We start from the raw sequence: 18684 nt of genomic DNA, 5'->3' as shown, positions 1-18684 counted from the left end.
TGTTACTCCTCGCGAAGGGTCTGGATCATGTAGTTGACGTCAACATCGGCGGCCAGCTTGTAGTGCTTGGTCAGCGGGTTGTAGGTCAGGCCGATGATGTCCTTGACGCTCAATCCGGCTTGGCGGCTCCAGGCGCCCAGCTCGGAAGGGCGAATGAATTTTTTGAAGTCATGGGTGCCACGGGGGATCAGCTTGAGTATGTATTCCGCACCGAGGATAGCGAACAGATAGGACTTGGGGTTGCGGTTGATGGTCGAGAAGAACACCTGGCCACCGGGCTTGACCATTTTGTAGCAGGCGCGGATCACCGACGACGGGTCGGGTACATGCTCAAGCATTTCGAGGCAGGTGACTACATCGAACTGCCCGGGCATTTCTTCAGCCAGATCTTCAGCAGTGACCTGGCGGTACTCAACGTTTACGCCGGACTCGAGCTGATGCAGCTGTGCCACGGCCAGCGGGGCTTCGCCCATGTCGATGCCCATTACGGTGGCGCCGCGCTGAGCCATCGACTCGCTGAGAATGCCGCCGCCGCAGCCGACGTCGAGGACTTTTTTGCCAGCCAGTTGTACGCGCTCGTCAATCCAGTTGACGCGCAGCGGGTTGATGTCGTGCAGCGGCTTGAACTCGCTCTCACGGTCCCACCAGCGATGGGCTAGCGCTTCGAATTTGGCGATCTCGGCGTGGTCAACGTTGCTCATGGGTAAATCCTCTAAAGCTGAATAATCTGGTAAAGCTCCGGGCGCAGGCCCGAAGGTACTGAATCAATGAGTATGGCCGCTTATGCGTTCGCCCCAGGCCCTTGCGGTTGCGCAGAGTTGTTGCTCGTCCAGGCGGGTCAGGTGTCGATCCTCGAGCAGCTGCTTGCCTGCGACCCACACATGTTTAACGCAATCGCGGCCAGTGGCGTAGATCAACTGCGAAACGGGGTCGTAGACCGGTTGCTGGGCCAGGCCGCTGAGGTCAAAGGCTACCAGGTCGGCGGCCTTGCCGATTTCGATCGAGCCGGTGTCGCTTTCAATGCCCAGGGCGCGCGCGCCATTGAGGGTGGCCATGCGCAGTGCGCGGTGGGCGTCCAGCGCGGTGGCAGAGCCTGCAACGGCCTTGGCCAGCAAGGCGGCGGTGCGGGTTTCGCCGAGCAGATCGAGGTCATTGTTGCTGGCCGCTCCGTCGGTACCCACCGCCACATTGACCCCGGCTTGCCACAGGCGCTCCACCGGGCAGAAGCCACTGGCCAGTTTGAGGTTGGACTCGGGGCAATGAACCACGCTGGAGTTGCTTTCTACCAGCATGGCCAGGTCGTCATCGCTGATCTGGGTCATGTGTACGGCCTGGAAGCGCGGGCCCAGCAAGCCCAGGCGGGCGAGGCGGGCCATCGGGCGTTCGGCGTGTTGCTCGACGGCCTGATGCACTTCGAAGGCGGTTTCGTGAACGTGCATATGAATGGCGGCATCCAGCTCGTCGGCGATGACCCGGATTTTCTCCAGGTTGTCGTCGCTTACGGTGTAAGGCGCATGGGGACCGAAGGCAATTTTGATCCGCGGGTGAAACTTCAGGTCGGCAAACAGTTCGACGGCCTGGCGCAGGGATTCGTCTGCGCTGCTGGCGCCGGGAATCGGAAAGTCGAGAATCGGAATGGCGATTTGTGCACGGATACCGCTCTTGTGCACGCACTCGCTGGCAACTTTCGGGAAAAAATACATGTCACTGAAGCAGGTGATGCCGCCCTTGAGCTGTTCGGCGATGGCCAGGTTGGTGCCGTCGCGCACGAACTGCTCATCGACCCATTTGCCCTCGGCCGGCCAGATATGCTGTTCGAGCCAGGTCATCAGGGGCAGGTCGTCGGCCATGCCGCGGAACAGCGTCATGGCCGCATGCCCGTGCGCGTTGATCAGCCCCGGGCTGAGCAGCATGTCCGGCAGCTCGCGGGTTTGCGTGGCGGTAAGCTTCAGCGCCTGTTCGCGCGGGCCGATGAACACAATGCAGCCGTCGCGAATGCCCACGCCGTGATCCTTGAGTACGACACCGGCCGGTTCTACAGGCACCAGCCAGGTGGGTAACAGCAGTAAGTCCAGGGGCGTGGTTGGGGTCGGCATCGAAAACTGATTCCAGTGCGTTATAAAAGGAGGCGAAGTATACCCGAGCGTCTTGGGGGTGGGCTCGCTATAATCGGCCGCTTTGTTACCAGGTAATGGGGGAAGGCATGCGCGATCGACTGTTGGCTGCGGAAAAGGTTAAGGCCATCGATTGGCGGGATGACGCCCTGTATCTGCTGGATCAACGCATTCTGCCCTTTGAAGAGAGCTGGCTGGCGTACGCCGGCGTTGACGGTGTGGCGCAAGCGATTCGCGACATGGTCGTGCGCGGCGCCCCGGCAATCGGTATCGCGGCGGCCTATGGCGTGGTGCTGGCTGCGCGTGTGCGCAAGGCTGCAGGTGGTGACTGGCTGGCAGCGCTGGAAGAGGACTTCACCCTGCTGGCGGACTCGCGTCCTACGGCAGTGAACCTGTTCTGGGCCTTGAATCGCATGCGCGAACGTCTGGCTCGAAGCCAAAACCGCGCGGATGTATTGCAGGTGCTTGAGGCAGAGGCTGTTGCCATCCACGAAAGTGATCGCGAGGCCAATCTGACCATGGCGCAGTTGGGTGTCGATGTCATTCGCCGCCATCAGGGCAATGCCCAGGCGGTGCTGACCCACTGCAACACCGGAGCCCTGGCCACAGGCGGCTTTGGTACGGCGCTGGGGGTCATCCGGGCGGCCTGGCTCGAAGGCATGATCGAGCAGGTCTATGCCGACGAAACCCGGCCCTGGCTGCAGGGTTCGCGCCTGACTGCGTGGGAGCTGGCCAATGAAGGCATCCCGGTGGTGCTCAATGTCGATTCGGCAGCAGCGCATATCATGAAAACCAAAGGCGTCACCTGGGTGATCGTGGGCGCTGACCGCATCACTGCCAATGGCGATGTGGCGAACAAAATCGGCACCTACCAACTGGCGGTCAACGCCATGCACCACGGCGTGCGCTTTATGGTGGTGGCCCCGAGCTCGACCATCGACATGGATCTGGCCTCGGGTGATGACATCCCGATTGAGGAGCGTGACGGCCGCGAACTGCTGGAAGTGGGTGGCAAGCGGGTCGGCGCGGATGTGCAGGCCTTCAACCCGGTGTTTGATGTGACGCCTGCGGACCTGATCGATGTGATTGTCACCGAGAAGGGTGTGATTGAACGCCCGGATGCGGCAAAGATGGCGCAATTGATGTGCCGCAAGCGCTTGCATTGAAACGCAAGCCTGTCGTCGCTGCCGAAGGCCGCGAAGAGGAACGCGGGTGCTTCAAATCGCCTTCAGAGTCCCTCTGGGGCCCTTCAGGCCGATAAACGTCGTAATTACTACGCTCCATGCACATCTGAGGGATAGGTGCGTGGCGGCGATTGTGATAACATTCGGCGGTTTCCAGGGTGACCCGCAAGGGTTGCCCTTACTGCGCAAATCCGTGACATAACTTGTTGATTTGTCGTAAGTCGTTGCGTGGCACGTGGCCAGCGGCGGCGAGCTTCGTTCGTCCCGAATGGATGTGGCGAAGTTTCACCCGAAAAAGGAATCAGGCTTCTCATGGGCGAACTGGCCAAAGAAATCCTCCCGGTCAATATCGAAGACGAGCTGAAACAGTCCTACCTCGACTACGCAATGAGCGTAATTGTCGGGCGGGCACTGCCTGATGCGCGCGATGGCTTGAAGCCCGTGCACAGGCGTGTGCTGTTTGCGATGAGCGAACTGAACAACGACTGGAACAAGCCGTACAAGAAATCTGCCCGTGTGGTCGGTGACGTAATCGGTAAGTATCACCCGCATGGTGATACTGCTGTTTACGACACCATCGTTCGAATGGCTCAGCCATTCTCCCTGCGCTACCTGCTGGTAGACGGTCAGGGCAACTTCGGTTCGGTCGACGGCGACAACGCTGCGGCCATGCGATACACCGAAGTGCGCATGACCAAGCTGGCCCACGAATTGCTGGCCGACTTGCACAAAGAGACCGTGGACTGGGTGCCGAACTACGACGGCACGGAAATGATCCCGGCCGTCATGCCGACACGAATTCCCAACTTGCTGGTCAACGGCTCAAGCGGTATCGCCGTGGGTATGGCCACCAATATTCCGCCGCATAACCTGGGTGAAGTCATCGACGGCTGCCTGGCGCTGATCGACAACCCGGAACTGAGCATCGATGAACTGATGCAGTTCATCCCGGGCCCGGACTTCCCGACTGCCGCCATCATCAACGGCCGTGCCGGTATCATCGAAGCCTATCGCACGGGCCGTGGCCGCATCTATATGCGCGCCCGCTCGATGATCGAAGACATCGACAAGGTCGGTGGTCGTCAACAGATCGTCATCACCGAACTGCCGTACCAGCTGAACAAGGCTCGCCTGATCGAAAAGATCGCCGAGCTGGTAAAAGAGAAGAAGCTTGAAGGCATCACCGAGCTGCGTGACGAGTCCGACAAAGACGGCATGCGCGTTGTGATCGAGCTGCGCCGTGGTGAGGTGCCGGAGGTTATTCTCAATAACCTTTATGCCCAGACCCAGCTGCAAAGTGTTTTCGGTATCAACATCGTTGCCCTGATCGATGGTCGCCCGCGCATCCTGAACCTCAAGGACCTGCTCGAAGCCTTCGTACGTCACCGTCGTGAAGTGGTTACCCGTCGTACTGTTTTCGAGCTGCGCAAAGCCCGCGAGCGAGGCCATATCCTTGAAGGCCAGGCCGTAGCCCTGTCCAACATCGATCCGGTCATTGCACTGATCAAGGCCTCGCCAACCCCGTCCGAAGCCAAGGAAGCGCTGATCAGCACCCCTTGGGAGTCGACAGCGGTAGTGGCCATGGTTGAGCGCGCCGGTGCCGATTCGTGCCGTCCGGAAAACCTCGATCCGCAATACGGTCTGCGTGATGGCAAATACTTCCTGTCGCCGGAGCAGGCCCAGGCCATTCTTGAGTTGCGCCTGCACCGCTTGACCGGTCTGGAGCACGAAAAACTGCTGGCCGAGTACCAGGAAATTCTCAACCAGATCGGTGAGCTGATCCGCATCCTCAATAGCGCCGTGCGCCTGATGGAAGTGATCCGCGAAGAGCTGGAAGTCATTCGCGCCGAATACGGCGATGTGCGTCGTACCGAAATCCTGGATCACCGTCTTGATCTGACCCTGGGTGACATGATCCCGGAAGAAGAGCGCGTCGTGACCATTTCCCACGGTGGCTATGCCAAGACCCAGCCATTGGCTGCGTACCAGGCCCAGCGTCGTGGCGGTAAAGGCAAGTCGGCTACTGGCGTCAAGGATGAGGACTACATCGCTCACTTGCTGGTTGCCAACAGTCACACCACGCTGCTGCTGTTCTCCAGCAAGGGCAAGGTGTACTGGCTGAAGACCTATGAAATTCCTGAGGCGTCCCGCGCTGCCCGTGGTCGTCCGCTGGTGAACCTGCTGCCGCTGGATGAGGGTGAATACATCACCACCATGCTGCCGGTCGAAGAGTACACCGAGGGTCACTTCATCTTTATGGCGACCGCCAACGGCACTGTGAAGAAGACCCCTCTGGAAGCCTTTAGCCGTCAGCGCAGCGTAGGCTTGATCGCGCTGGAACTGGACGAAGGCGACGTGCTGATCAGCGCCGCGATCACCGATGGCGAGCGTGAAGTCATGCTGTTCTCCGACGGTGGCAAGGTGACTCGCTTCAAAGAGTCCGATGTCCGTGCCATGGGCCGTACTGCCCGCGGTGTACGCGGCATGCGTCTGCCAGAAGGGCAGAAGCTGATTTCCATGCTGATCCCTGAGGAGGGTAGCCAGATCCTTACCGCTTCGGCGCGTGGCTATGGCAAGCGTACGGCGATCAGCGAGTTCCCAGAGTACAAACGTGGCGGCCAGGGTGTTATCGCCATGGTCAGCAACGAGCGTAATGGCCGTCTGGTCGGTGCGGTTCAGGTGCAGGACGGTGAAGAAATCATGTTGATTTCGGACCAGGGCACTCTGGTACGTACGCGCGTCGACGAAGTGTCGAGCCTGGGTCGTAATACCCAGGGCGTTACCTTGATCAAGCTGGCCAGTGACGAAACGCTGGTAGGGCTTGAGCGGGTTCAGGAGCCTTCTGAAGTTGAAGGCGAAGAGCTCGAAGATGAAGGCGGTGCAGAGTTCGACGGTGAGGCCATCCAGGATGGCGCAGACGACGAGCAGCCGCTAGAGGCTGGCGCTGACGAAGAGCCGCAGGAATAAGCGGACACACAGGGGGCGGATGAGAATTCGCCCCCTTGTTGTATGTCCAGTATGAAAGTTTGCGACACTGTGGGAGCGAGCCTGCTCGCGATGGCATCAGCGCGGTATGTCAGATAGACATTACTGCCCGTATCGCTAGCAAGCCCGCTTCTACAAGCAACAATGTGTCGAGAGTTGATTTATTGCGTGACCACCAAATCAGAGTGAGAGTGGAAGTGAGCAAACGAGCCTATAACTTCTGCGCAGGTCCTGCTGCGCTACCTGAAGCTGTTCTGTTGCGTGCCCAGTCCGAGTTGCTCGACTGGCATGGCAAGGGCCTCTCGGTCATGGAAATGAGCCATCGCAGCGATGAGTTCGTGTCCATTGCGACCAAGGCTGAGCAGGATCTGCGTGACCTGCTGTCTATTCCCTCGAACTACAAAGTCCTGTTTCTGCAAGGCGGTGCCAGCCAACAGTTTGCCCAGATCCCGCTGAATCTGTTGCCTGAAAATGGCAAGGCGGATTACATCGATACCGGTATCTGGTCGCAGAAGGCCATTGAAGAGGCGTCGCGTTTCGGTCACGTCAACGTGGCAGCAACCGCCAAACCTTACGATTACTTCGCGATTCCTGGTCAGAATGAGTGGAATCTGTCGAAAGACGCGGCCTACGTTCATTACGCGCCAAACGAAACCATCGGCGGTCTGGAATTCAACTGGATCCCTGAGACTGGCGATGTGCCATTGGTCGCTGACATGTCTTCGGATATTCTGTCGCGCCCGGTTGATGTGTCCCGTTTTGGCATGATCTACGCGGGTGCCCAGAAAAACATCGGCCCAAGTGGCATCGTGGTCAATATCATTCGCGAAGATCTGCTGGGTCGTGCGCGTTCGATCTGCCCGACCATGCTCGATTACAAGGTCGCGGCTGACAACGGCTCGATGTACAACACGCCGCCGACCCTGGCCTGGTACCTGTCAGGTCTGGTATTCGAATGGCTCAAGGAGCAGGGCGGTGTCGAGGCAATCGGCAAGCTCAATGAAGTGAAAAAACGCACCTTGTACGACTTTATCGACGCCAGTGGCCTGTACAGCAACCCGATCAACCTTTCTGATCGCTCGTGGATGAACGTCCCGTTCCGTCTGGCGGACGATCGCCTCGACAAGCCATTCCTGGCAGGCGCTGAAGCACGCGGGCTGCTGAACCTCAAGGGGCACCGCTCCGTTGGTGGCATGCGCGCATCGATCTATAACGCTGTGGATATCAACGCGGTTAACGCGCTGGTGGCTTACATGGCAGAGTTCGAAAAGGAACACGGCTAATGTCCGAGCAAGAACTCAAGGCGCTGCGCCTGCGTATCGACAGTCTGGACGAAAAAGTCCTGGAGCTTATCAGCGAGCGGGCGCGTTGTGCCCAGGAAGTGGCGCGGGTCAAGATGGCTTCCCTGGCTGAGGGTGAAGTGCCGGTATTTTACCGGCCTGAGCGTGAGGCTCAGGTGCTCAAGCGCGTTATGGAGCGCAATAAAGGCCCGTTGGGCAACGAAGAGATGGCGCGGTTGTTCCGCGAAATCATGTCCTCGTGCCTGGCGCTGGAGCAGCCGCTGAAAGTGGCTTATCTCGGCCCCGAGGGTACCTTTACCCAGGCTGCGGCCATGAAGCACTTTGGCCATGCCGTGATCAGCAAGCCGATGGCTGCCATTGACGAAGTATTCCGCGAAGTGGCTGCCGGTGCAGTGAATTTTGGCGTGGTGCCAGTGGAAAACTCCACAGAAGGCGCAGTCAACCACACTCTCGACAGCTTCCTTGAGCATGACATGGTGATCTGCGGTGAAGTAGAGCTGCGCATCCACCATCACCTGCTGGTCGGCGAAAACACCAAAACGGACAGTATCAGCCGCATTTACTCCCACGCCCAGTCGCTGGCTCAGTGCCGCAAATGGCTGGATGCACACTACCCGAATGTCGAGCGTATTGCGGTGTCGAGCAATGCCGAAGCGGCCAAACGGGTCAAGGGTGAGTGGAACTCCGCTGCCATTGCCGGTGATATGGCTGCTGGCCTGTACGGCTTGACCCGACTGGCCGAAAAAATTGAAGACCGCCCGGACAACTCCACGCGGTTCTTGATGATTGGCAGTCAGGAAGTGCCACCCACTGGCGATGACAAGACGTCGATCATTGTGTCCATGAGCAACCGTCCTGGCGCCCTGCATGAGCTGCTGGTGCCGTTCCATGAGAACGGGATCGATCTGACGCGTATTGAGACGCGTCCTTCGCGTAGCGGTAAATGGACCTATGTGTTTTTCATCGACTTTGCTGGTCATCACCGCGACCCCTTGGTCAAAAGTGTCCTGGAGCAGATCAGTCAAGAAGCCGTAGCGCTTAAAGTATTGGGTTCCTACCCGAAAGCGGTTCTCTGAGGCGATAAAACATGAGCGGTGATTTCCTCGCCCTGGCACAGCCGGGCGTACAACAACTTTCGCCTTATGTCCCGGGTAAACCTGTGGATGAGCTGGCGCGTGAACTGGATCTGGATCCGGCCACGATCGTCAAGCTGGCCAGCAACGAAAATCCTTTGGGTGCGAGCCCCAAGGCGCTGGAAGCCATTCGTGCCGAGCTGGCCGAATTGACGCGCTACCCGGATGGCAATGGCTTTGCCCTGAAAAGCCTGTTGGCTGAGCAGTGTGGCGTACAGCTTGGCCAGGTAACATTGGGCAACGGTTCTAACGATATTCTGGAGCTGGTGGCGCGTGCCTACCTGGCGCCGGGGCTAAATGCCGTGTTCAGTGAGCATGCATTTGCCGTGTATCCGATTGTGACCCAGGCGGTAGGTGCCCAGGCCCGCGTTGTGCCGGCCAAGGACTGGGGGCATGACCTGTCTGCCATGCTGGCTGCCATCGACAGTGATACCCGGGTGGTCTTTATTGCCAACCCGAACAACCCGACCGGTACCTGGTTTGGCGTCGATGCGCTGAACGAGTTTTTGCAGGACGTGCCCGAACACGTGCTTGTGGTGCTGGACGAAGCTTATATCGAGTACGCAGAGGGCGGTGATCTGCCCGATGGTCTGGAGTTTTTGTCGGGGTATCCCAACCTGCTGGTTTCCCGCACGTTCTCCAAGGCCTATGGCCTGGCCGCGTTGCGGGTGGGTTATGGGTTGTCAACGGCGGTGGTGGCCGATGTGCTGAACCGCGTTCGCCAGCCATTCAACGTCAACAGTCTGGCGCTGGCTGCGGCTTGCGCGGCGCTTAAAGACAGCGATTACCTGGAGCAAAGCCGCCGCCTGAACGAGGCCGGCATGCAGCAGTTACAGGACGGTTTTCGTGAGTTGGGCCTGGGCTGGATCCCGTCGCGCGGCAATTTTATCGCGCTGGATCTCGGTCAGGTAGCGGCTCCCGTCTATCAGGGGCTGTTGCGTGAAGGTGTCATAGTGCGTCCGGTGGCCAACTACGGAATGCCTGACCATCTGCGTATCACTATTGGTTTGCCGGCGGAAAACACTCGCCTGCTTGAAGCGCTGTCCAAGGTTCTTGCTCGTGGTTGATGTAATGTCTGTGCAATCTGTAAGGCCTGTAATAGGGCGGCTGGTCGTTGTCGGGTTGGGTCTGATTGGCGGGTCTTTCGCCAAGGGCATGCGTGAGAGCGGTCTGTGCGACGAAGTGGTCGGTGTTGATCTCGATCCCGAATCCTGTGTTCTGGCCGTTGAGCTGGGAGTGGTCGATCGCTGTGAAGCAAATCTGGCCGCTGCTTGCGTGGGCGCAGATGTGATTCAGTTGGCCGTGCCGATTCTGGCCATGGAAAAAATGCTCGGCCTTCTGGCGGGCATGGATCTGGGTAACGCGGTGCTTACCGATGTGGGCAGTGCCAAAGGCAATGTTGTGCGGGCAGCGGCACAAGCCTTTGGTGGCATGCCTGCGCGCTTTGTACCTGGCCATCCGATTGCCGGGTCTGAACAGAGTGGTGTAGAAGCTTCGAATGCCAGTCTGTTTGAGAGGCACAAGGTGATTTTGACGCCTGTGGCTCAGACCGATGCCGATGCGCTGGCTCTGGTTGATGCGATGTGGCGCGCCCTGGGGGCAGACGTCGAGCATATGCAGGTCGAGCGACATGACGAGGTACTGGCTGCAACCAGCCATTTACCTCATTTGCTGGCTTTCGGGCTGGTGGACTCTCTTGCCAAGCGCAACGAGAATCTGGACATCTTCCGTTACGCAGCGGGTGGCTTCCGTGATTTCACAAGAATCGCCGGCAGCGACCCGGTAATGTGGCATGACATTTTTCTCGCTAATCGCGAGGCAGTGCTGCGCACATTGGATACATTTCGCAGTGATCTCGACGCTTTGCGCGACGCGGTCGATGCAGGGGATGGGCATCAATTGCTGGGCGTTTTCACTCGCGCCCGGGTTGCCCGCGAGCATTTCAGTAAAATCCTGGCCCGCCGGGCATATGTGGACGCTATGAATTCCAACGATCTGATTTTTTTGGCAAATCCTGGTGGTCAAGTAACTGGCCGAATTCGCGTACCAGGCGACAAATCCATTTCCCACCGCTCGATCATGCTCGGCTCGCTGGCTGAAGGTACGACCGAAGTGGAAGGTTTCCTTGAGGGTGAAGATGCCCTGGCGACGCTGCAGGCGTTCCGTGACATGGGCGTGGTGATTGAGGGCCCGCATCATGGTCGCGTGACCATTCATGGCGTTGGCCTGCACGGTCTGAAAGCGCCACCTGGCCCGATCTACCTGGGCAACTCGGGTACTTCGATGCGCCTGTTGTCCGGCCTGCTGGCAGCACAGAGCTTCGACACCACCCTGACCGGCGATGCGTCCCTGACCAAGCGCCCGATGAACCGTGTGGCCAATCCATTGCGTGAAATGGGTGCCGTGATTGAGACCGCTGCCGAAGGTCGCCCGCCGATGACCATTCGTGGTGGTCATGCGCTCAAGGGCATGGATTACACCTTGCCGATGGCCAGTGCCCAGGTTAAATCCTGCCTGTTGCTGGCGGGCCTGTATGCAGAAGGTAAGACCTCGGTAACCGAGCCTGCACCGACTCGTGACCATACCGAGCGCATGCTGCAAGGCTTCGGATACCCGGTAACTGTTAATGGTCCTACTGCTTCGGTTGAGTCGGGCCACAAGCTGACGGCGACCCATATCGAAGTGCCGGGGGATATTTCCTCGTCGGCGTTCTTCCTGGTCGCCGCTTCGATCGCAGAAGGCTCGGATCTGCTGCTTGAGCATGTGGGCATCAATCCGACCCGTACCGGCGTTATCGACATCTTGCGTCTGATGGGGGCGGATATCACCCTGGAAAATCAACGCGAAGTGGGCGGTGAGCCAGTGGCGGACCTGCGCGTGCGGGCTGCTAAACTCAAGGGTATCGAGATTCCGGAAGAGCTGGTGCCGCTGGCGATTGACGAGTTCCCGGTACTCTTTGTGGCCGCGGCCGTGGCTGAGGGTCGTACGATCCTTCGGGGTGCTGAAGAGCTGCGGGTCAAGGAGTCCGACCGGATCCAGGTAATGGCAGATGGCTTGCTGACCCTGGGCGTGAAGTGCGAGCCGACACCGGATGGCATCATCATTGATGGTGGCACTATTGGCGGTGGTGAGGTTCATGGTCATGGCGATCACCGTATCGCAATGGCCTTCAGTGTGGCTTCGTTGCGCGCAACCGCACCCATCCGTATCCATGATTGCGCCAACGTGGCGACTTCTTTCCCCAACTTCCTTGCTCTGTGCAAGCAAGTGGGCATGCGTGTTGCTCAAGAGGCAAACTCGTGATGGTTTCGGCACCGGTTATCACCATCGACGGCCCAAGCGGTTCAGGTAAAGGCACGGTTGCTGGCATCCTGGCCAAGCGCCTGGGGTGGAATTTGCTCGACTCCGGTGCTCTGTACCGCCTGCTGGCGTTTGCCGCAGGTAACCATGGTGTGGCCCTGGATAACGAGGCGTTGCTGGAAAAACTGGCTGCGCATCTTGATGTGCAGTTCATCGGCGCGACGGACGGTAAGCCGGCGCGGATCATTCTGGAAGGTGATGACGTGACTCACGCCATCCGCAGTGAGACCGTAGCGGCCGGAGCCTCGAAAGTCGCGGCTTTGCCGGCTGTTCGCGATGCGTTGCTGCAGCGTCAGCGTGCTTTCCTTGAGTTCCCGGGGCTGGTTGCAGATGGTCGGGACATGGGTACCGTGGTCTTTCCTGACGCGCCATTGAAGGTTTTTCTGACCGCTAGCGCTGAGGAACGGGCCCGCCGCCGTTACTTGCAGTTGAAGGCCAAGGGCGATGATGTTAGTCTCTCGGGTCTGCTAGATGAGATTCGTGCCCGCGACGAGCGTGACATGCAGCGTGCAATAGCCCCGCTCAAGCCGGCGGCTGATGCCATACAGCTGGACTCCACGGAGTTGTCCATCGAGCAGGTGCTGGAACGCATCATGAGCGAAATCGCACTTCGCGATATCGCTGGATGACCAAGAAAGCGTGCAGGAGACCAGAAATAGTCCTGCATGCCTTCTTTTATATGAACGTAACCCACATTGTCTGGAATGTGGCTGATGGGCGTATTCCTTCGCCCTTGAACAACAGGAATTAAAATGAGCGAAAGCTTTGCAGAACTCTTTGAAGAAAGCCTAAAAACCCTGAATCTTCAGGCTGGCTCGATCATCACCGCTATCATCGTTGATATCGATTACCAAGCTGGTTGGGTTACCGTTCACGCTGGTTTGAAGTCGGAAGGCCTCATCCCGCTGGAGCAGTTCCACAACGACGCTGGCGAACTGAACATCAACATCGGTGATGAAGTTCACGTTGCGCTGGACGCGGTCGAAGACGGCTTTGGCGAAACCAAACTGTCCCGTGAAAAAGCCAAGCGCGCTGAATGCTGGATCGTTCTGGAAGCAGCCTTCGCAGCAGAAGAAGTGGTCAAGGGCGTTATCAACGGTAAGGTTAAAGGCGGCTTCACTGTCGACGTTAACGGCATCCGTGCGTTCCTGCCAGGTTCTCTGGTTGACGTTCGTCCAGTGCGCGATACTACGCACCTGGAAGGCAAAGAGCTGGAATTCAAGGTCATCAAGCTGGACCAGAAGCGCAACAACGTAGTTGTTTCGCGTCGCAGCGTGCTGGAAGCAGAGAACTCCGCCGAGCGTGAAGCTCTGCTGGAATCGCTGCAAGAAGGTCAGCAAGTTAAAGGTATCGTCAAAAACCTCACCGATTACGGCGCATTCGTCGATCTGGGTGGCGTTGATGGCCTGCTGCACATCACTGACATGGCTTGGAAGCGTATCAAGCATCCTTCCGAAATCGTCAACGTTGGCGACGAGATCGATGTCAAGGTTCTGAAATATGATCGCGAACGCAATCGTGTTTCCCTGGGCCTGAAGCAACTGGGCGAAGATCCATGGGTTGCTATCAAAGCCCGTTACCCAGAAAGCACTCGCGTTACCGCTCGTGTAACCAACCTGACTGACTACGGCTGCTTCGCAGAGCTGGAAGAAGGCGTTGAAGGTCTGGTACACGTTTCGGAAATGGACTGGACCAACAAAAACATCCACCCTTCGAAAGTCGTACAAGTCGGCGACGAAGTGGAAGTTATGGTTCTGGACATCGACGAAGAGCGTCGTCGTATCTCCCTGGGCATCAAGCAGTGCAAATCTAACCCATGGGAAGATTTCTCTGGCCAGTTCAACAAGGGCGATAAAATCTCCGGCACCATCAAGTCGATCACCGATTTCGGTATCTTCATTGGTCTGGACGGCGGCATCGACGGCCTGGTTCACCTGTCCGACATCTCCTGGAACGAAGTTGGCGAAGAAGCCGTACGTCGTTTCAAGAAGGGCGACGAGCTGGACACCGTTATCCTGTCTGTTGATCCAGAGCGCGAGCGCATCTCCCTGGGTATCAAGCAGCTGGAAAGCGATCCGTTCTCCGAGTACGTACAAGAGAACGACAAAGGCGCAATCGTTAAGGGCATCGTGAAAGAAGTTGACGCTAAAGGCGCCATCATCACTCTGGCCAACGATATCGAAGCGACTCTGAAAGCCTCCGAAATCAGCCGTGACCGCGTTGAAGACGCGCGCAACGTTCTGAAAGAAGGCGAAGAAGTAGAAGCCAAGATCATCAGCGTTGATCGCAAGAGCCGCGTAATCCAACTCTCCATCAAGTCGAAAGATGATGCTGAAGAGAAAGAAGCAATCCAGAGCCTGCGTGACAAGCCAGCTACCTCTGACATTGCTGCTGGTCCGACCACTTTGGGCGACCTGCTGCGTGCACAAATGGAAAAACAGAACTAAGTTCTGATTGACCATAGAAAAAGGGCGACTTAGGTCGCCCTTTTTTGTGCCTGCGATTTGTGATGGTGCTTGGCAAGATCTTGTGTAGGTCGGTTTGCTGCACGTCAGGGAGCTGGCTGTGGGGCAGGGTGAGTGCTGTCGTTGTGCGGCCTGTGATCGATCATGGGCTGTTTGGGCCTGATGGCTATGATGGTGGGTGGTGGAATCAATTTTTTACAGTGCTTATGCGGGTTGTAAAGATAAGTCAATCCCTGGGCTGTTCAAATTCATTCGATCATGCTAAAACCTTGGGAGCGCTGATCTAGCTGCTTGAAAAAGAAGGGAAAAATATGACGAAGTCGGAGTTGATCGAACGAATTGTCACCCATCAAGGGCTACTCTCATCCAAGGATGTGGAGTTGGCCATCAAGACCATGCTTGAACAAATGTCTCAATGCCTCGCGACCGGGGATCGTATTGAAATCCGTGGTTTTGGCAGCTTCTCCCTGCATTACCGCGCCCCTCGTGTAGGCCGCAACCCCAAGACAGGCCAGTCGGTCAGCCTGGATGGAAAATTTGTGCCTCATTTCAAACCGGGCAAAGAGCTGCGAGACCGGGTGAACGAGGATGAGGAAGACGACATTTAACCTTCAGGGAACAGGAGTTGCCGATGCGTACCTTTAAGCGTGCTGCGTCAGTGGTATTTGGGCTGATTGTCATTTTTGGGGTGCTTATTTTTATCCTGGAAAATCAACAGCCTGTAGCATTGGTGTTTTTGGGCTGGCGCATACCCGAATTACCTGGGTCGTTGTTGATTATCTGCGCACTGCTGCTAGGTATGGCTATCGGCCCTGTTCTGGGTTGGCTAGCCTACAGTCGCAAAGCCCGCAAGCTGAAGCTCGAGCTGATGGTGCAAGCCAAGCCAGCAATTTAGGCGCGTCTGGATCCCATTTGCACCATGGATGGCGCATTAGGCAGGGAAAGGAATGTTTGGATAGTTGGTATTTAAAGAATGGTTTAAGCCTCAAACATTCCGTTGAGCCGGAAATAACATCATTGTGCCACTCTTATATTGAAATGTTCTGGAATGCTGGCACAATGCGGGCTGCTCTCGATTGCCAGTGATTTTTATGCTTTATCAGGTGCGCATTGATGCTCAAGCCTGATGATTAAAACAATAAAAGCCAGTTAAGCGTATGTAAGAATTCCTGCATAACGAGCCCGCAGTTTCTTTTAGAAGGCAGGCCCCGGTTGTGAATAGCAAATCCCGTATCCCCGCTGGAAATCCGTCGTTTGAAGTGGACCTTTTCACTTTATTTCAGGCGGTCTGGAACAAAAAATCCATCATCATTGCAACGAGCGCGCTTTGTGGCATTGCAGCATTGGGTTATGCCTATTTCGTGACGCCTGAGTACCAGGTGAGCAGCATCTTGCGGCCTGCCGCGATCAACGAACTGGATGCCCTCAATCGTTCGGGTGTTTACACCTTGCCGCCTAAAGAAGCTTTGTTAAAAGTCGGTTCATCACTTGAGTCCTATGAGACGCGCCTGAGCTTTTTCAAAGCTAATCAGGCTCTGTTCAGCCAATTCAAGCGTCCGGGCCGGACCTTGGAGCAGAGTTTTGAAGATTTTAATCGTGACTCGCTTAAGCTGATTCTGCCTGATCCAACAAAAGCTGATTCGCTTAATGTTTCCATAGGCTTGGAGCTGAACTACCCCAAGGGTGTGGACGGTGTGCAAATTCTTAACGGATTTGTGGATCACGCCATTACAGCTGAGCGTGATCAAATTTCCGCCGATCTGAAGGTTATCGTCAATAATCGTTTAACCGAGCTCAAGGGTAAGATCGACGCTGCTCGCTCCAACTATGAGACCGAAAAGCAGGCGCGGATTGCTACCTTGCTCGAGACGGATAATCTCAAGCGCGCGCAATTGCAGGACGAACTCAAGGCTTTGCGTCAACAGCTCAAGACTGGACGCATGGATCGTATGGCCCAGTTGAGTGAGGCCATTGGCATTGCCAAGGCGCTGGGTATACAAAAGCCTACAACCCCCTCCGCTTTGGGCGATTCTGCGCGACCGGCTGATTCCAGTCTTATGCGCACCGAAATAAACAATCAACAGATCCCCTTGTACTTTCTTGGTGTAGAGGCGCTAGAGGCAGAGCGTGCTGCTTTGAAGAATCGTAGTAACGACGATTTTACCGAAAACCGTATCGCCCAGATCGCTCGTGAACTGTTGTTGTTGCAAAGCAACCGTGAAGTCGAAGTTCTTAAGCTGCGTCAAAATGAAGACCTCTTTTTAAGTGGTGTCGAGCCACTGCGTGCAGAAATTGTCCGTTTGGGTGGGGTTAGCAATCTCGATTTTACTAATTTGAAGCTGGTATCCATTGACCGCAAGGCTCTGGAACCCGTGGCTCCAATCAAGCCAAAAAAAGCCTTGATTACCTTGTTGGGGTTGGTGCTGGGCGCTCTGTTTGGCATCTTGATCGTTATCGCCAAGTACTTTGTAGCTCAGCGTCGTGACGGGCTTCACCAGCCTCTCTCGGTGCAAAGCCGAAGAGATCCGACTGAAACGACGGGTGCTGGTAACCTTTTACAAAAGGATCTGCGCTGATAGGGGGCTGGGCTGACACATTACTAGCCACTAGTTGATGGATTAATTGCTTCTTCATGGAGCTGTACTGAGAGCAACCTGTACCTTATCAGCTCATGTTTCAACATGGCGCCGGCAACGGCGTCATGGGTTCGCACCATCAGTTGCAGATGGGCACCCTGAGTAATCTGTTAATCGACGGCGGTCTGTTTCAGGGCAGTGAGCGCACTGTCAGCGGTGTCATCGGTGCATTGCATCCGCGAAAACTTTGTACTTGCCGGTATCAAAGTGCTGATGCTTACCCATGTCCAAGCTGATCATGTCGGATGCATTCCATAATTTTTTGGCGGCAGGTCTCAAGGATCCGATTGTGTGCAGTGATGCTCCCTCGCCGAAATTATTGGCGTTGGTGCTTTAAGGCTAATTGCGCCTGGAATTGAGCAGAGAGTCGGCACACATTGATCCTTGTCTGAGACGGCTGAAGCAGCACATCACCGAGATGCCTGCTCATCAGTGGTTCTGCATAAGTCAAGAATGACACTCTGCAGACGCAGACCAGATACAAAAGTACGGCCACCCAAGCGGTTATGTTGAATTGGAGGGCAAGCGCTGTATCATTCGCGCAGGCATCAGCACCTTGGGTGGCAATTTTCCCATGCCGATCAGCATGGTTTGCTCGGCTTTGTTTCAGGTATGAAGCATTGGGCCGAGATATATGCTTGGGGTATGGCGAAATAGTGGCGGAACGGGTGGTGGCAGTGAAATTGTCAAACCTGTATCAAACTCAAAACAGATTCGTTGAGGCAGTCATCCCGGCGAGCTGAAGGCCACCCTGTTATTGGCACATGCACTGTACGATGGTAAAACACGGAAGAACTTACTAAATGAATTATCCATGCCCATGATCAGCACCGCAGCAGCTCAGGAATCGACAGTGGCCACAACCGGCGAGTGGTATCTGGTGCAATGCAAGCCCAGACAGGACGAGCGTGCAGAAGAAAACCTTATACGCCAGGGTTATGGGTGTTCACGGCCCACATGCAGGCGTGAGCGAACCCTGCGTGGCCAGATGCACTACGCTGAGGAATCGCTGTTTCCTGGCTACTTGTTTATACATATGCCTGAAGGTGCCAACTGGGCTCCTCTACGTTCCACCCGTGGCGTAGCTCGCGTGGTGGCCTTTGGTGGTCGGCCGCTGGCAGTCGATCACGAGCTGATTATGCAGCTGCAGAGTCGCGCGAGTACTCATATTATCGCCAAATTTAGCCCTGGCGATAAAGTCACCATCCTTGATCAAGGTTTCGCAGGTATTGAGTCCATTTTCATGACAATGGACGGCGAAGAGCGGGTCATCCTGCTTATTAACTTGATGAATCGTCAGCAACAGATCAGCTTGCCTTTGGCGAGTATCGCCAATCGTTGAATAAACGCAGACTGAAGCCGGGGCTATCAATAGTCTTACAACCGTTCTCAGGAAATCGACGAAGAATCCTGGGGCGGTAGCGTACTTTTTTAAAACTCAAATTTATCTCATCACCGGCCAGCGCTGCGAGTGGTGCATTCGAATAATTAAGGAAGTGCTTGAAA

Annotated in this window: 14 protein-coding genes; 12 read left to right on the top strand and 2 right to left on the bottom strand. The window is 56.4% G+C overall.

The features are described from left to right. Nucleotides 1-2: 2 nt before the first annotated feature. Together ubiG and FHL07_RS20435 are read right to left on the bottom strand one after the other, a co-directional pair. Nucleotides 3-701 (bottom strand): bifunctional 2-polyprenyl-6-hydroxyphenol methylase/3-demethylubiquinol 3-O-methyltransferase UbiG, encoded by a 699-nt coding sequence (gene ubiG, locus FHL07_RS20440; protein WP_095002809.1) that lies wholly within the window; start codon nt 699-701, stop codon nt 3-5. 63 nt (nt 702-764) lie between these two features. Then, nucleotides 765-2096, bottom strand: a complete 1332-nt coding sequence (locus FHL07_RS20435) for a TRZ/ATZ family hydrolase (protein ID WP_095019028.1) — start codon at nt 2094-2096, stop codon at nt 765-767. A 107-nt stretch (nt 2097-2203) separates the two neighbouring features. On the opposite strand from FHL07_RS20435, the gene mtnA reads away from it, so the two are divergent. The 12 genes from mtnA (at nt 2204) to rfaH (ending at nt 18520) form a co-directional block, all read left to right on the top strand. After that, complete coding sequence (gene mtnA / locus FHL07_RS20430) at nt 2204-3280, top strand: S-methyl-5-thioribose-1-phosphate isomerase (RefSeq protein WP_138738854.1); 1077 nt, start codon at nt 2204-2206, stop codon at nt 3278-3280. Nucleotides 3281-3610: 330 nt separating this feature from the next. Further along, nucleotides 3611-6265: a DNA gyrase subunit A gene (gene gyrA / locus FHL07_RS20425; RefSeq protein WP_095002806.1), complete on the top strand. Its 2655-nt coding sequence runs from the start codon at nt 3611-3613 to the stop codon at nt 6263-6265. Nucleotides 6266-6480: 215 nt separating this feature from the next. Beyond that, nucleotides 6481-7566, top strand: coding sequence for a 3-phosphoserine/phosphohydroxythreonine transaminase (gene serC / locus FHL07_RS20420; protein ID WP_095002826.1), 1086 nt, complete (start codon nt 6481-6483; stop codon nt 7564-7566). Then, nucleotides 7566-8660 (top strand): prephenate dehydratase, encoded by a 1095-nt coding sequence (gene pheA / locus FHL07_RS20415; protein ID WP_016780245.1) that lies wholly within the window; start codon nt 7566-7568, stop codon nt 8658-8660. The genes serC and pheA overlap by 1 nt, the downstream gene beginning before the upstream one ends. A gap of 11 nt (nt 8661-8671) precedes the next feature. Further along, on the top strand, nt 8672-9784 hold the full coding sequence (hisC, locus tag FHL07_RS20410; RefSeq protein WP_138738853.1) for a histidinol-phosphate transaminase: 1113 nt from the start codon (nt 8672-8674) through the stop codon (nt 9782-9784). A gap of 4 nt (nt 9785-9788) precedes the next feature. Beyond that, a complete protein-coding gene (locus FHL07_RS20405; protein WP_095002825.1) occupies nt 9789-12020 on the top strand; it encodes a bifunctional prephenate dehydrogenase/3-phosphoshikimate 1-carboxyvinyltransferase in 2232 nt (743 codons plus the stop codon). Then, on the top strand, nt 12020-12706 hold the full coding sequence (gene cmk / locus FHL07_RS20400; protein WP_138738868.1) for a (d)CMP kinase: 687 nt from the start codon (nt 12020-12022) through the stop codon (nt 12704-12706). The genes FHL07_RS20405 and cmk overlap by 1 nt, the downstream gene beginning before the upstream one ends. Nucleotides 12707-12829: 123 nt before the next feature. Continuing rightward, nucleotides 12830-14524 (top strand): 30S ribosomal protein S1, encoded by a 1695-nt coding sequence (rpsA, locus tag FHL07_RS20395; RefSeq protein WP_016780248.1) that lies wholly within the window; start codon nt 12830-12832, stop codon nt 14522-14524. A gap of 329 nt (nt 14525-14853) precedes the next feature. Next, complete coding sequence (gene ihfB / locus FHL07_RS20390; protein WP_003447108.1) at nt 14854-15150, top strand: integration host factor subunit beta; 297 nt, start codon at nt 14854-14856, stop codon at nt 15148-15150. Between the two features lie 23 nt (nt 15151-15173). Further along, nucleotides 15174-15437 carry a lipopolysaccharide assembly protein LapA domain-containing protein gene (locus tag FHL07_RS20385; protein ID WP_095031747.1) on the top strand — a complete coding sequence of 88 codons (264 nt, stop codon included), beginning with the start codon at nt 15174-15176 and terminating at the stop codon, nt 15435-15437. A gap of 319 nt (nt 15438-15756) precedes the next feature. Next, complete coding sequence (locus FHL07_RS20380; RefSeq protein WP_178084398.1) at nt 15757-17118, top strand: Wzz/FepE/Etk N-terminal domain-containing protein; 1362 nt, start codon at nt 15757-15759, stop codon at nt 17116-17118. Nucleotides 17119-17992: 874 nt separating this feature from the next. Beyond that, a complete protein-coding gene (gene rfaH, locus FHL07_RS20375) occupies nt 17993-18520 on the top strand; it encodes a transcription/translation regulatory transformer protein RfaH (protein ID WP_095031748.1) in 528 nt (175 codons plus the stop codon). Nucleotides 18521-18684 lie beyond the last annotated feature (164 nt).

The sequence above is a fragment of the Pseudomonas sp. FSL W7-0098 genome (assembly GCF_005930585.1).
Taxonomy (GTDB): Bacteria; Pseudomonadota; Gammaproteobacteria; order Pseudomonadales; family Pseudomonadaceae; genus Aquipseudomonas; species Aquipseudomonas bubulae.
This window is presented reverse-complemented; position numbering and strand designations above follow the sequence as displayed.